This is a genomic window from Fibrobacter sp. UWB2 (genome assembly GCF_002210425.1).
Lineage (GTDB): Bacteria > Fibrobacterota > Fibrobacteria > Fibrobacterales > Fibrobacteraceae > Fibrobacter > Fibrobacter elongatus.
This window is the reverse complement of sequence record NZ_MWQK01000004.1, coordinates 422960-436729: the sequence shown is the minus strand read 5'-3', so window position 1 is coordinate 436729 and position 13770 is coordinate 422960. Positions and strand designations below refer to the sequence as shown.

Genomic DNA, 13770 nt, shown 5'->3' with positions numbered 1-13770 from the left:
TTTTTATATCAGATGGCTAAAGTCCAGCCGATGATAAACAATGCGTAGTAGGCGGCAATCCAAAGGATGTCGGCCGCGACTGTAGGCGTTCCCCAGCGGAGCGTCTTCTTTTTTGGGATGAATCCGCAAAGTAGGCCCGCGATGAATCCATACAGGTGGCCGAGGATGTCGGCGTTTTCGCCGAGACCGAGGAATACGGCGAGCGAGGCGGCGCCGCAGAGCGGCGCAAAGCGACGGAGCATACCGTGCGTTTCGCGCGGCATGAGACGGAACTCGATGACGGCGAGGCAACCGATGGTTGCAAATACGAAGCCGGAAAAGCCGAGCGAACGGAAGCTTGTCTGCACTGTGAGCGCAACGAAGAAGTTGGCAATAGCGCTTGCGACCGCTAGGAACGGCACGAGCTTCGCGAGGGGGATGCGGTAATGGAGTAGGCTCAGCGCCAAGAATCCCGAGACGAGGTTTGATGCGAGGTGGCGGCTATCGGCATGGAGCGTCATGGCGGTAATCGTGCGCCACCATTCTCCGCGCAAGATTTTTGATGCATCGGCAATGCCTGCATTGTGCATCTGGATGGAAATGTCGGAGAAGTCCAACAGCGTACAGGCGATGGGAATGGCGAGCACCCAGAGCGGGTGTAGCGTGAACTTTAGCGGGAGCGGCGGGTTCTCGTCGCGTGGAGGATTCTCGCGGTGGTAGAGGCGAATCTGGAATTGCGCTGCACGGCGTTTTTCAGGCTCCACGAAAATCTGGAACGGGCCTTCTTCGGAGCGCTCGATGCGGTGCGTAATGCCCTGTGACAAAAGCACGAGACTCTCGTCGCGGATTTGCCTAAAACCGCCCTCGCTCACGCGGACATCGGGCGGAATCTGTTGCTGTTCTTCGAACTGCTCGGAGCCTTGTTCTGTTGATGGCGGCGCGGTCTGCGAAAAATCGATGCTTTGTACAATCGGGGATGGCGCGGATTCTTGGATTGCACGCGGGTCTGTGCCGAGTTTATCTGCATCCGGTCGGCGGCGAATCATGGGCGATATAAAGTGTGGCATGGCGACCTTCCTTCTGCATCATTAGTAAAATCGGACATCTTATTTTTTAGTTTAGAAGCAAACTGCGTGCCAAAAAGGAAAACCAACTTTAAATATTCCCCAAAAGCAAAATTCACTAAAAATCAAAAACAATAAGTGTTCCTGCTTGTTCAAAAAATAACATGCAATCGTTTCAAAAGCAAATATTTAAGGAATTTTTTGAAACGCTGTCAGAGCAACTGTGCTGCAGATGTGAGAGCGAACTTGCCGGTAGCCGTTTCGCATTCGGCGCGGACGTAAGCAAATCCGAGTGTCGCGACCGGAATGTCGGCGTGGTCGGGGGTGGCAACTTGGCTCCCGATCATGACTTCTTCTTCGGGGGCGAACTTCCCGTTGTTCTGTATGCGGCGACCGTAAATGCGAACATAGCGGAATCCACCGCCGGTCTCTTTGTTGCTGCGGGCGTGGAACGTGATTCCGTTATTGTCGCGTTCCCACCAGAGGGCAGGACCATCCGTAATGTAGCAGTTGTCTGCTGCGAAGGCTGCGTTAATGTCTGCAAGCGAGAGCGGGGACTTTTGTTTTGCTCCACTCTCATCTAGTTTAATCACCGTTCTTACATTCCCGAAGGTATGCGCACGGGTGTGCTTGAGCGAAATAAGTGGCAAGTCTACAGCAGTCATGCTGTTCAGGTCGCCGTGGGCATCGTTTCCGCCGATGGGGAGCAAATAATTGCCTTTGCCTAATTCATTTATCCAAAATTCTCGACCGAGCTTGAAACCTTCATCGCGGATGCCGTTCCAGAATTGCAGTCCGCGAATCGAATGCTTGTTTTTCAGTTGCAAATCTTCGGGCTTCCAGTAACCGCGACGGAACACGAACTTTTCCAAGAGTCCCATTTGCTGGAACGGATGCGCTGCGAAGCAGTGCGCCTCGGTCATGTTCAGGATTTGCTTGATGCTACGCGTTGGTCTGTTTTCGAGCCAATAGCGGCCGCAGTCGCCGAGCCCCGGGAGGTAACCTTCGGGGGCGAGGACTGTCATGTGTACATTCTCGCCTTTGCTGTTCCCTGCAGATACTTCTTCGCCGGCGAGCATGAGCGGCATATCGCCTCCGTTTTCATCTTTCACTGGGAGCGCTGCGATTTCTTCGCGCAACTTCTGGAATCTCGGAACGGGTGAGTCTGCTTCCTTGGTGTAGTCCTCTTGCGTGAATGCAAAGTCGTAAGCGTGGTCGGTGCAGTTCACAAAGTCGAGCCCGACCGCCTTGGCGGCGAGCTGCAAGACTTCGGGCGTGGCGCCGTATTCCACATGGTCTGCGGAGTAGTGCGTGTGGCAGTGCATTTCGCCTGCGGCGTAGCCGGGGGCGATGGGCGGCATCTCGTTCAAGACTTTAAAGCGGAGCGGAACGGGTTTGAGTCTTGACAAGTTCCAGCGTTCAAACGTTTGCGATTTACCTTCGCGTTCAACGGTCAGTTTGCAATGCGCTTCGTATGTGCCTGCCGGGATTTTCCCGAGCGCAAGCGGAATGAATTTCATCTGATTGCAGACTTCGATATTCAAGTCTTTGCGGATGACGATGTCCGGTTGCGGCGCATCTTGTAACTGCAAATCCGGAGCCTGCGCATTTTGCGTCCGCGTTTTTAAAACAATTTCCGCATTTTTAATTGTTGTCGGGAAATGGTCTGCGTCACGCACGACAATCCAGAGGTAAGGTTCTACCCCCGGCACAAATTGGAACGGTGCATCGAAAATGATTTCGGGCCACGGCTTGTAAAGGAGCGACCAGGGTAGCTTGAACTTAAAATGCGTTTCTGCATAACGCAATTTTTCCCCCGGCCAAAAACTCATCAGTCACCTTTTGATTTTACGTTTGCAGGATCCGCGCTCTTTTGGGGCGCGTCTTGAGGTGCTGGCGTACTCGAAACCGGCGAAGTCCCGGCGGAATCTTGCACTGCAGTCTTCAGTGAATCTGCGACTTTTGCGGAATCTTGCACAACACTCGTGTCGATTTTCGCGGAATCTTGCGTTGTAGCGATAGAATCTTTCTTCGTATCGTCGATGATTTTGACTTTGGGCTTCTTGCCTTCGCCGTCATCGTCATCATCGTCGTCGTCATCCTTGGGCTTAGGCTTGTTCCATAACCCGAATGAACCTCTAATTTGCAATTGTATCCCACCTAGGTTCCATTTTGCCTTTTCGTCAGGACCGTTCGGGACGATTGATGAAAATGGCTTGTTGGACTTCACCGAAATAGAGTTAAATCCGATGTCGCCATAAAGCTTAAAGTTGTTCCAGGTTGCAAATAGATAGCCGACACTTACGCCAAAGCCAGCGCCAAACGGGGAGTTTTCCGCTTCGAGTTTGCCCCATGTCGTGTAGATTTCGGTGCCCGGCAATGTCCAGTACCAACGGACTGCAATACTGAAAAGTCCGCCCGTGCTGAGTGTGATGAAGTTCTTGGGGAGCGCCAACCGGTATTCAAGGAATAGCGGAACGCCCTGGAGTGTGTACTTGTAGCTGTGCGTGTTGCTCTTGCGGTCGGTCAGCACGACGGATTCGTTGTCGTAGATAAACCCGATGCCCGCGCTTAAGAACTGGTCTTCGCGGAATTGCCACTGGATTCCCGCCGTAATCGGGAAGCAGAAGTTCACCTTTTGGAAATCCTGCTTTGCGACGTTCAAGGATTCGGCGCTGTTGACGGCTGTCGCCTTGAATCCGTAGTAAATCGTATCGATGGCGTCCTGAAAATATTCTCGTTCGGTAAACCCGATGAACGAAATCGACGGCTGCACGAATACGGACAGGATGGAGTAGTCGTGGTCCAGCTTCTCATCGCTTGCGGCAAAGACCGTTGCAGAAAACAGCAACGCCATAAGCAGTGAAATAGAACAGGACTTAAACTTCATCCGATGGCCTAGTTAGCGAGAGTCTTTTCTTCTTTTTGCAGACGTTTCTTTTCGGCTTCTTTCTTGAGGCGCTTTTCGTAGGATTCCTCGGCCTTTGCAATCTTGTCTTCGGCCTTCTTCACGCGCTTTTGAATTTCGGCGTCTTCGCCAGATTCATTCTTTGCGATGTTGAGGTATTCCCTAGCCGGTTCAAACTGGTCGAGGTCCGTGTAGGCATCTGCGATGAGGAAGAGCGTTTCCTGGCGGCGCTGTGCCTTGGGGTATGTTTCCAAAAATTCCTTGAAGTAGATGACGGCGGCCTGCGGCTTTTCCATGCGCAGATAAAGACGGCCCGTCTGGAATTCCTTTTCGGCCACGCGGTCCACGAGGAGGTTGTAATAGTAGTTGACGGAGTCGCGGAGCGGGGTATTCGGGTGGTTCGCGAGGTAGCGCTCAAAATCCTTCATGGCGGTTGTCGTGTTGGATTCGTCGCGGTCAATCTTGTAGTCCATGTTGAACGAAGAAACTGCCTTGCGGTATTCGGCCGTTTCTGCAAACGGGGAACCCGGGAAGTTCACGATAAAGCTTCCGTATTCGCCACGGGCTTCAATCCACTGCTCCAGGTTGAAATGGCTCTCGGCAATCAGGAACTGGGCCTGTTCCATGTAGCCGGAACCGGCGCAAGTCGAAAGGATTTCTTCGAGCTTTTCTGTGGCTCTGCCGTACTTTTCGGCCTTGAAGAGTTGCTCTGCTGCTTCGTAGCGGTTTTTGCACCATTCCGTATGGGTTATTTTGGACGAACTGGTTGAAGAACAACCCATCATAGTTGCCATATAAAGGAAAAGAGGAACGAACAGGGTACTCTTGAAAACTTTTTTCATTTTTTTTCTTTGGTTAATTCTAACTTTCACGCTGTAAAGTAGAAAAAAACGACTCTAGAGAAAAATGATTTTAGTCCGCTATGTCTTGAAAGAGCTAATTGGTCCTTTTTTGGCTTCGCTCTTTGGCATTACTTTTTTGTTTGTAGTTGACTTTTTGGTCAAAATCTTGGACAATGTGTTGTCCAAGGGATTGCCTACATCCACGGTTCTTGAAATTTTTGCGTTGAACTTGGCGTGGATGCTTTCGCTTTCTATTCCGATGGCGGTGCTTGTCGCAAGTCTTATGACGTTTGGCCGTATGTCGGGGGACCAGGAAATTACGGCTGTCAAGGCGGCGGGAATTTCGCCCTTGTCGCTCATGCGCCCGGTCTTGCTTGTGGCTCTTTTGCTTTCTGTCCTGATGGTTGTGTTCAATAACTGGGTGCTCCCGGAGGCAAACCACAGGTCTGTAGAGCTAATGAACGCCGTTTCGCGCAAAAAACCGCACGTATTTATTGATGCCGGGCGCCTCATTACGCAGTTCCCGGGCGTGCAGCTTTGGGTGAACCGCATTGACCCCGTCTCGGGCACGCTGTACGGCATCCAGATTTTTGAAATGGAAAAGAAGGGCGCTCCGCGTATTGTCTATGCCGATAGCGCAACGATGGACTACGTGGACAATGGTGCTACACTTATGCTTCGCCTCCGCAGTGGCGAGACGCATCTTGTCGATCCGGACGATTCCGACAATTATTTCCGCATCCGATTCTTCTCGCAGGATCTTGCCATGCAGAATGTGGATGACCGCCTGGAACGCCGTAGCAGGAGTTACAGGAGTGACCGCGAAATGCCGGTCGAGATGATGTGGGACGTGGTGACGGATGCCCGAGCCAAGTACGATACGGCGTCTGTGCAGGCTAGAACCCGCCGTTTGCCGACGCTTGTCCGTTTGCGTGATCTCGTCGTTGGCGATTCGATCCTCCCGCCTGAGGCAAGTGGAGTCCCGATGGCCGACTCCATGCAGTTTATGCAGGGGCTCCGCAAGATTCGCGTGCAGGAAACGGCTTCGCTCCGTGCCACAGAACGTGCCTGGGGCCGCATGGAAGGCGAACTCAAGCGCGCGGCGCAGTACATGGTCGAAATCCACAAGAAGTTCAGCACCGCTTTTGCATGCTTCATATTTGTGCTGATTGGCGCTCCGCTTGGCATCATGGCGCGCAAGGGTGGCATTGGCACGGGCATCCTCTATAGCCTTGCGTTCTTTGTCATCTACTGGATTTGCCTCATCGGTGGCGAAAACCTGGCCGACCGTCTGGTGGTCTCTCCGGAACTTGCCATGTGGATTTCGAATATCATTATCGGTGTCGTTGGCATCCTCCTTACTCGTGCAATGGTGCGCGACCGCTTCTCGGGCAATTCCAAGGTCTTGCGCTTCTTTAAGATTGTTGGCCGCTATACGGGCATTACCTATTGTATCAGGGCGGTTGCTTGGTTGTTTGGTAAATTCAAGAAGAGGTTCGGATGAAGTTCTCTCGATACCTTATCTGGAACTTCCTGAAGATGTTCCTCATCGTGGTCTGCGGTGCGGTGCTCATCTTTGTTGTGATTGACTTTGTTGGTAACATCAAGACCTGGTCGGCACGCGAGATGAAGTCCGTGGGGGAATACTACCTGAGCTATCTCCCGTATATCATTTATTTGATTACGCCTGTCGCATTGTTTATTTCTGTGCTTGCCTCGGTGGGCAATATGGCTCGTCATCTAGAAATGAGCGCCATGCAGAGCTCGGGGCAAAGTCCGCTTAAGACGCTTTTCCCGATATTCTTCTTGGGTGTCCTCATGTCGATTGGCTCGTACGAAATGAGCGAACACTGGCTCCCGGATGCAAACCACAAGCGCTTTGAAATCATGGAAACCAATGCGCAAAAGCGTAAGAATCCGCGCATCAAGGAAAAACAGGACTTTACGTTTATCGATAGCGAAAAGAACAGCTGGTTCTTTAAACACTACTCGGGTAAGAATAAAGTAGGCAGAGATGTTGTCCTGCTGGTACGCGATCGTGGGCGCCTGGTCGAACGTTACGATGTCCGTGCTATCCGCTGGATTGAAAAGGATTCGGTGACCAAGGCTGGGTTTTGGCGCTTTGAAAACGGGTTCCACCGGATATTCAAAAAGGATGGTTCCGTCGATGTGTTGCCGGTGCGCCAAAAGAGCATGAAGGGCAAGGTGACCACGCATCCGAACGATTTGATCAACGAACGCCAACTTGCCGATGAAATGGATTCCAAGATGGTCAAGGCGCGTATCAACGTGCTGCGACGCTCGGGCGAAGATACCCGTGCGATGGAGACGGCCCTCCAGTTCAAGTATTCCGCTCACTGGATGAACCTGATTGTCCTTTTAATCGGGGCGGCGCTTTGCCACCGGTATAGCCGTTCTGGGGGCCTTTCCCAGAAATTCGGTGTTGGCCTGTTGCTTGTATTTAGCTATTATATTCTTGAGAGAATTGGACTTAAGATGGGTGAAAACGGGGCTCTGTCGCCGTTCTGGGCGGCGTGGAACAGTCACTTCATTTATGCCAGTCTCGCGTTTGTAATGTTATATCGATCATTCCGCTTGTAGAGGGTTGTATGTCCGTATCTGAGATATTGTTTGTTGTAGCCGGTGCATTATTGGGACTTGCTTTTCAGGGGGGCATGTTCCTTTTCCTTATTCCTTTTGCTGTTGTCGCGTTTTCACTCGCCGTCATGAACCGCCCGAGCCTCCCGAGTGGCACGACTGTGATTCCTGTTATCAAGAGCAGCAAGCGTACGACTGCTCTCACGCCGGTTGTGTCTCCGGACATCCGCAATGAATTTACGGACGTCAAGACGGATACGAACGAACCGAACTCGTCGCTCCGCGTGAACCAGATTTGGTCCCGTGCAAATTCGGATGTCGATAAGGCGCTCGGGGATATTTTGCGCTGCCTCAAGGTGCTGATGCCGGATGCGAATACATTCACTGTTTTTACAAATGGCGGCAGTGTGAATGAATTCCGGCTCAGGGCTTTCCAGAGCGATGTGCAGAACTTTATTGACTCGAGCGCAAAGATTACCGAAAACACGGGCGTCTTGAGCCAGCTCTTGCGTCCTGGAGTTAGCCGCATTTTGGAAGGTGATTTGTTTGTCAGCAAGCGCCTCCCGTACTACATCGAAAACAGAAGAATCCGCTCGTTGGTGGGTGTACCTATCCTGGATCGCGATGAACGCCACCTTGGTGCAATTTTGGTGGACTCTTTGCAGCCGAATGCGTTTAAGGAAGCTGAAGCTCAGGCGCTCATGTTTATGGCGCATGTGATTTTCATGGTGAGCTTCAAGAGCTATGTCTCTGCACAGAACTACATTGAACAGCAACAGTTCAGTACGCTTTACCGCTACCAGCGCAAGTTCTTCCAGACGATGGCGGTGAAGGACATCTACAAGCAGATGTTCGAGTACGTCAAGGAGAATATGCCGTTCGACCGCTTGACAATCCTTGCGCTTGACAAGCCGAAGGAATGCGCTGGCCGAGTTGTTTATTGCATCGGCATGGATTCTGAACAGTTTATCGATAAGACGTTTACGTTGTCTGACAAGGGTATCTTTGTGCTTGCGCTCATGAGAAACCGCCCGGTGTTCCGCTCGTTTACTTCGGGTTATGCCGATTACGTGCCGCGCCTGAACGATTCCGAAAAGCGCAATATGGAACTGCGTCAGTTGTTCGTAATGCCGGTGGCATCGGAACCGGATTCCAAGACGGCTGAACTTGCCATCTGCCTTGAAAGCCGTTACACGAACCGCTATCAGGATCATGAAAAGAAACTCCTCAAGGCATTTGCCGGTGTTGCAGGCTTTGCGTATGCCCGAGCTCTTCAGGTCGAAAGGGACAAGGACCTTGCGACGCGCGATGGCCTCACGGGGCTTATGAACCACCGCTCTCTGCAAGAAGCGCTCCGCACTGAAAAGGTACGTGCCGACCGCAAGAAGTATAACATCGGCGTCTTGATGATGGACATTGACCACTTCAAGCGCGTGAACGATACGTATGGACACCCAGTTGGTGACGAAGTCATCAAGGGCATTGCAACGGCAATTAGTGGCGAAATCCGTAAGGAAATTGACGTCGTGGCTCGCTATGGCGGCGAAGAATTTGTGGTGGCTCTCGTTGATACTACTCCGGAAGGCATGATTGAAACGGCAGAACGCATCCGCAAGGCGGTGGGCAAGCTCGAATTCAACGTGCACTTGACGGACCCGCTCCGCGTGACGGTAAGCATTGGAGCCTTCCTTGTGGAACCGGAATTCTCGGACATGAAGAAGGCCGTGAACAACGCCGACAAGGCTCTTTACAAGGCTAAAGATGGTGGCCGTAACCAGGTCGTACAGTTCGAAACTGTTGAAACCGAAGTGGGCGCATAGTCTATGTTTACAGCACTCGATTGGATTGTCTTATTTGCCTACTTGCTCCTCTCACTTGCAATTGGCTTGTGGGTTTCTCGCGGCAACAAGAACCTCAAGGAATACATGTTTGGTGGCGGCTCGATGCCGTGGGTGGCTGTGGGCATTAGCCTTATTGCAACTTCCGTGAGTGCAACGACTTTCCTTGGCGCGCCTGCCGATGTTTTCGGCGACGACATGACGTTTTTGATGTTCCAGATCGGTGCGTTATTGAGCATTTTTGTGGTGGGCTTTGTTTTTATCCCGCGTTTCCGCACGTCTGGCATTTCGAGCGCTTATGAACTTTTTGAAGTGCGCTTTGGGAGCCGTGCGGTGCGCCGTTTGGCTGCTGTCTTTTACTGTTTGCATTTGCTCCTCCGCACGGGTATTTTGCTTTACGCGCCCTCGCTGGTGCTTGCGCAGATTTTGCACATCGACTTGAAACTGGCGATTATCGTCTCGGCGGCGATTGCGATTTTCTACACGTGGTTTGGTGGCATTAAGGCGGTCATTTGGACCGACGTGATGCAGTTCTGCGTGTTCTTTGGCGGTGGCGTGCTTGTGCTCTTGATTATCGCAAGTCAGGTGGGCGGCTTTGGCGAAATGGCAACACTCGCCAGTGAAGCGGGCAAGACGCGCTGGTGGAATCCGTCGATGGATATTTCCGATGCGCGCACGCTTATCTCGGCGGGCTTTGCGTATGCGATTCTTGAAATTGCCATTCGCGGTTGCGATCAGCAGTTTGTACAGCGCTACCTCAGCTGCAAGGATGTGAAGGCGGCGAACCGTTCGAGTGTGCTTTCGATGGTGCTTGGCTGCGCCGTTTCGATTCTCTTTTACTGGGTGGGTGCTGCTCTCTTTGTCTTTTACAAAAAGGCTCAAGTCGCTACGCTTCCGGAAAACCTTGGGCAAAATGACGTGTTCCCGTACTTTATCGTGAATGCGCTGCCGTCTGGTGTGACTGGCTTGATTGTCGCTGCCATTTGTGCGGCGGCGATGAGTAGCCTTTCTAGCGCTATCAATTCCCTCAGCAATACATCCGAACGCGACTTCCTCGGTTGGGGCGAATCGACGGGGATGGGCGGACTCAAACGTGCTAAAATCTGGACGGTTGTCTGGGGCGTGCTCGGTGTGTTCTTTGCTCTCTTTGCTGCAACGCAGCAGGGGAGCCTCCTCAAAAACGCCATCTTCTTTACAGGGCTTTTCACAGGACCGCTTCTTGGCATGTTCCTCTTGGCATTCTTTGCTGACAAGGTCTTTGGAACCGCAGAAAAAGCGTTACGCGCTTGGGTTGTGATTGTCGCTGTGCTTTGCGGTATGGCTAGCCTCGTCTTGTTCCAGGGAATCCCAGCGTTTGGCGTGAAAGCTGTCTTCGGCGGCATCTTTAGCTGGCCGTGGTTGCCCTTCATCAGCATGACTACCACTATCGTCGTGGCACTTGTCGTGAACTTTGTCGCAAATCTTGTTTGCGCAAAACGCGTATAAGAATGACTGAAGTAAACTTAATTTTTCTGAATTATAAATAAGAAATTAAGTAGTTTATCGTTGAATGAATTCCGCAGGGATGATTCACCTGCGGTTTTGTTTTTGTGGATGTTTTGAAAAAAGGAGAAATATATGCAAAACAAGGTTTCGTACATCGTCATCATTGTGCTTGCATTTGTATGCCTGATTCTTTCGATGAAACTCGGGCAGCAAAGCGATGTGGCGGAAACGCGAAAAAATTCGGCGGTATCGGTGTCTTCGGAGTTTGCCGAAGGAAATAAATCTTCGGTGCCGAAGGTCGCGGTTTTTGCTAGGGAGTCTAAAAAGTTTGCTGCTGACGAGTATGTTCTGTCGGTTGAACTTTCCATGGTTGGTACCGATAAAAAAATTCTTTATCGTAAGATGGGTGAAAAACGAAATCGCTTGTTTGAAATTCTGAAGTCTGTTGGCATTTCTGAATCGAATGTGGAACAATCTAGTATTGAGCTCTCCAAGGAATGGGATTATGATTATCAGTATGCAAATCCGGGGAAGCGTTCGTTTCTTGGTTTTAGTTCAAGTCAAAAATTTAAGGTTCACGTAGGGACAAAGCAGTTGAAAAAAGATTTTATACAGCTTCTTTCGGCAGAGCCTGATTTTGAAATCAAAAGATCGGAACCTCAGTTAAAGGATATGGCCGCTTTGCAGGCTAAAGTCGTCAAGAACGTGTGTGACAAAGCGCTTGCGAAGGCTGAAAATTATGCACAAGGTGCTGGCAGCAAACTAGGAAAAATCTTGATGGCGAATGGAAATGTGGACCAGGATCGTTATTGGTGGTTCGAAAAAGCTGATTCCGTAGAGATTGAAGCTAGGTTGAGTCTTGAAATGGAGTTGCTTTCCAATGAAAAGGCCGAATCTTCTAATGAACCTGTAGTGCTTTTCGTTCACAATAATGAAGAACGCAAGTACGCCGCTGATGAATTTGAAACAAATTTTACTCTTGAAATAGTTGGTACAAATAAAAAAAGTTTGTATGAGTTGATGGAAAAACGTAGAGTCTCTATTCTTGAACGTTTGGATTCCTTAGATATTCCGCGAACCGACGTTGATGATTTTGATATAAAACTCCAAAAGAATAGAACAAGACCGATGGCAAAAGTACGTTCATTGGGCGAATTTGGTGGGTACTCGGCTTCCAAATGCTTTAAGGTTTATGTAAAATCTATGGACGTTGCTAGTGCGCTAGTGAATGTGCTTGCTCAGGAACGAGATGTCGAGTTCTCTGGTGTTACGCCGAAACTCAAAAATAGGGATTCGTTGACTGCGAAAATTGAAATTTTGACAAGCCAAAAGGCGATGGAAAAAGCGGAAGCTTTTGCTGCTGGGCTTGGCATGAAAGTTGGCAAGATCATTGATGTTGATGATGGAATGGTATCACGGGAATATTGGAATGAATATCGGGGAAAGTTAGCTCCAAAGTCTTATGGCGGGGGCATTGTGCTTGGTAACGACATGCCTCCTCCATCTAGAGCAATCGCAGATTCCGTCACGGTCGGTGCTAGGATTAATTACGTCGTCGAACTCCAGTAAAGTGGTCTTTCGCTTGGAAAATGACTATTTTAAATTCAAAACATTAAAAAGAGGGCTTAACGATGATCTCGAAATTGCTTAACATCATCTATCTCGTACTGCTAATCGTCTGCGTGTGCGTTCTCATTCGCGTCGTTAAAAGTGAACCGGCGGCTGTTCCTGTAGCAGCATCTAACGGAACTGTTGCATTCGAAGTGCCGCGCATTGAAGTTTCGGCTTCGGAATCCAAGAAGTTTGCCGCCGACAAGTTCGAGATGGGCTTTAGCCTTGAAATCCGCGGCAAGGACAAGGAATCGGTTTCCAAGCGCTTGGCTGAACGCCGTTCCGTGATTTTCGAAAATGTGAAATCGCTTGAAATTCCGCAGTCCAACGTGGAACAGAACAGCGTTGAAATCCACAAGGAATGGTCTTATCGCAATAGCAAGCGCGAACTCGTCGGTTACGTGGCCACGCAGAGCTTTGTGATTACGGTAAATCGTAAGATTGATGCCGCCGCTCTCGTGCAGGCACTTTCTTCGGAACCGGATGTCGAAATCCAGCGCACGTCCGCCCAGCTCAAGGATGTCGATGCGGTGCAGTCTACTGTCATCAAGGCGGCGGGTAAAAAGGCAACGGCCAAGGCTAATGACTATGCCGAAGGCGTTGGCGCCAAGCTCGGTCGCGTTCTTCAAATCAATGGCGAAGGCGGCGGAATCATCTACAACCAGTACAATCGTGTCTACCGTGCCAAGGGCGTCATGCTTGCGGCTAATGCCATGATGGACGGTGCCGCCGCTCCCGACGAAACCGCAATTGCCGACTCCGTCGAGGTAAGCGCTTCTGTCCGCGTCGTTTATGAACTAAAGTAGTTCTAACAGACTTTCTTCATATTCCTTGGCCGCCTTTTCGAGGGCGGCTTTTGTCATATCCGGGCTGCATCCGTAGAATCCAAGCGGCTTAAACCACTTCATGCCGGCTGCATTTGCGGTCATTTCGAACGGGATGAGCATTTCTTCGGCGGTGTAGCGGTTGAGGCCTTCGTGGGTGTAGTGCTCTGCGGCGGCGCCTGCCGTAAATACGACGCGTACGGGCATTCCCTTCAAGAAGTTGTCCGCGCTGTAGACAATCGGGCTCATGACCTGGTCTTGCCAGTCGCGCAAACTGGCGGGGGAGTTATACCAATATATAGGGAACTGCCAAACAATCGCCTTGGACTCCCTCAACAATTTTTTTTCGGCCTCCAGGTCGAAGTAGCCATTAACCCGGTTTTTGTCAAGGTGGTGAAACACAAAATTGGGATTTTTTCTGTTGATATCCACTAAGTGTTTGTTGAACATGGAGTTAGAAATGTTCGGATGCGATAGAAGAATTGTGATTTGATTGTTCATTATTTTTTCTTGTTGATAAGTTGAGGAAATATTATAAAAAAATTACATCTTACGTGCAAAAAGTCTTCCAAATTGGACTAAGATTTATTATACTTGTAGTGATGTCGACCTACATCTTGT

General features: G+C 50.4%; 11 protein-coding genes. 6 read left to right on the top strand and 5 right to left on the bottom strand.

What is annotated here, in order from left to right:
• Nucleotides 1–8: 8 nt before the first annotated feature.
• The 4 genes from B7982_RS10050 to B7982_RS10035 all read right to left on the bottom strand — a co-directional run bounded on the left by B7982_RS10050 (nt 9) and on the right by B7982_RS10035 (nt 4793).
• Nucleotides 9–1025, bottom strand: coding sequence for a rhomboid family intramembrane serine protease (locus B7982_RS10050; protein WP_233138490.1), 1017 nt, complete (start codon nt 1023–1025; stop codon nt 9–11).
• A 230-nt stretch (nt 1026–1255) separates the two neighbouring features.
• A complete protein-coding gene (locus B7982_RS10045; protein WP_233138489.1) occupies nt 1256–2851 on the bottom strand; it encodes a hypothetical protein in 1596 nt (531 codons plus the stop codon).
• A gap of 23 nt (nt 2852–2874) precedes the next feature.
• Nucleotides 2875–3900 (bottom strand): hypothetical protein, encoded by a 1026-nt coding sequence (locus B7982_RS10040; protein ID WP_233138488.1) that lies wholly within the window; start codon nt 3898–3900, stop codon nt 2875–2877.
• A gap of 41 nt (nt 3901–3941) precedes the next feature.
• Nucleotides 3942–4793, bottom strand: coding sequence for an outer membrane protein assembly factor BamD (locus B7982_RS10035; RefSeq protein ID WP_088660616.1), 852 nt, complete (start codon nt 4791–4793; stop codon nt 3942–3944).
• A gap of 64 nt (nt 4794–4857) precedes the next feature.
• Between B7982_RS10035 and B7982_RS10030 the strand changes: the two genes are divergently transcribed.
• From B7982_RS10030 to B7982_RS10005, 6 genes are all read left to right on the top strand, one after another.
• Nucleotides 4858–6297: an LptF/LptG family permease gene (locus B7982_RS10030; RefSeq protein WP_233138487.1), complete on the top strand. Its 1440-nt coding sequence runs from the start codon at nt 4858–4860 to the stop codon at nt 6295–6297.
• On the top strand, nt 6294–7394 hold the full coding sequence (locus B7982_RS10025) for an LptF/LptG family permease (RefSeq protein WP_088660615.1): 1101 nt from the start codon (nt 6294–6296) through the stop codon (nt 7392–7394). The genes B7982_RS10030 and B7982_RS10025 overlap by 4 nt, the downstream gene beginning before the upstream one ends.
• Nucleotides 7395–7468: 74 nt before the next feature.
• On the top strand, nt 7469–9211 hold the full coding sequence (locus B7982_RS10020) for a sensor domain-containing diguanylate cyclase (RefSeq protein ID WP_233138486.1): 1743 nt from the start codon (nt 7469–7471) through the stop codon (nt 9209–9211).
• Nucleotides 9212–9214: 3 nt separating this feature from the next.
• On the top strand, nt 9215–10714 hold the full coding sequence (locus B7982_RS10015; protein WP_088660613.1) for a sodium:solute symporter: 1500 nt from the start codon (nt 9215–9217) through the stop codon (nt 10712–10714).
• 132 nt (nt 10715–10846) lie between these two features.
• Nucleotides 10847–12283, top strand: a complete 1437-nt coding sequence (locus B7982_RS10010) for an SIMPL domain-containing protein (RefSeq protein WP_088660612.1) — start codon at nt 10847–10849, stop codon at nt 12281–12283.
• Nucleotides 12284–12345: 62 nt separating this feature from the next.
• Complete coding sequence (locus tag B7982_RS10005; protein WP_088660611.1) at nt 12346–13131, top strand: SIMPL domain-containing protein; 786 nt, start codon at nt 12346–12348, stop codon at nt 13129–13131.
• Here the strand turns inward: B7982_RS10005 and B7982_RS10000 are convergent.
• Nucleotides 13123–13650 carry an NAD(P)H-dependent oxidoreductase gene (locus B7982_RS10000; protein WP_088660610.1) on the bottom strand — a complete coding sequence of 176 codons (528 nt, stop codon included), beginning with the start codon at nt 13648–13650 and terminating at the stop codon, nt 13123–13125. The two genes, B7982_RS10005 and B7982_RS10000, sit on opposite strands and share 9 nt — an antisense overlap.
• Nucleotides 13651–13770 lie beyond the last annotated feature (120 nt).

What these genes read in the sequence shown, in the direction of transcription:
- B7982_RS10030 (WP_233138487.1), top strand. Translation starts at nt 4,858, where the DNA reads ATGATTTTAGTCCGCTATGTCTTGAAAGAGCTAATTGGTCCTTTTTTG.
- B7982_RS10025 (WP_088660615.1), top strand. Translation starts at nt 6,294, where the DNA reads ATGAAGTTCTCTCGATACCTTATCTGGAACTTCCTGAAGATGTTCCTC.
- B7982_RS10010 (WP_088660612.1), top strand. Translation starts at nt 10,847, where the DNA reads ATGCAAAACAAGGTTTCGTACATCGTCATCATTGTGCTTGCATTTGTA.
- B7982_RS10050 (WP_233138490.1), bottom strand. Translation starts at nt 1,025, where the DNA reads ATGATTCGCCGCCGACCGGATGCAGATAAACTCGGCACAGACCCGCGT.
- B7982_RS10040 (WP_233138488.1), bottom strand. Translation starts at nt 3,900, where the DNA reads ATGGCGTTGCTGTTTTCTGCAACGGTCTTTGCCGCAAGCGATGAGAAG.
- B7982_RS10005 (WP_088660611.1), top strand. Translation starts at nt 12,346, where the DNA reads ATGATCTCGAAATTGCTTAACATCATCTATCTCGTACTGCTAATCGTC.
- B7982_RS10020 (WP_233138486.1), top strand. Translation starts at nt 7,469, where the DNA reads ATGTTCCTTTTCCTTATTCCTTTTGCTGTTGTCGCGTTTTCACTCGCC.
- B7982_RS10035 (WP_088660616.1), bottom strand. Translation starts at nt 4,793, where the DNA reads ATGAAAAAAGTTTTCAAGAGTACCCTGTTCGTTCCTCTTTTCCTTTAT.
- B7982_RS10000 (WP_088660610.1), bottom strand. Translation starts at nt 13,650, where the DNA reads ATGAACAATCAAATCACAATTCTTCTATCGCATCCGAACATTTCTAAC.
- B7982_RS10015 (WP_088660613.1), top strand. Translation starts at nt 9,215, where the DNA reads ATGTTTACAGCACTCGATTGGATTGTCTTATTTGCCTACTTGCTCCTC.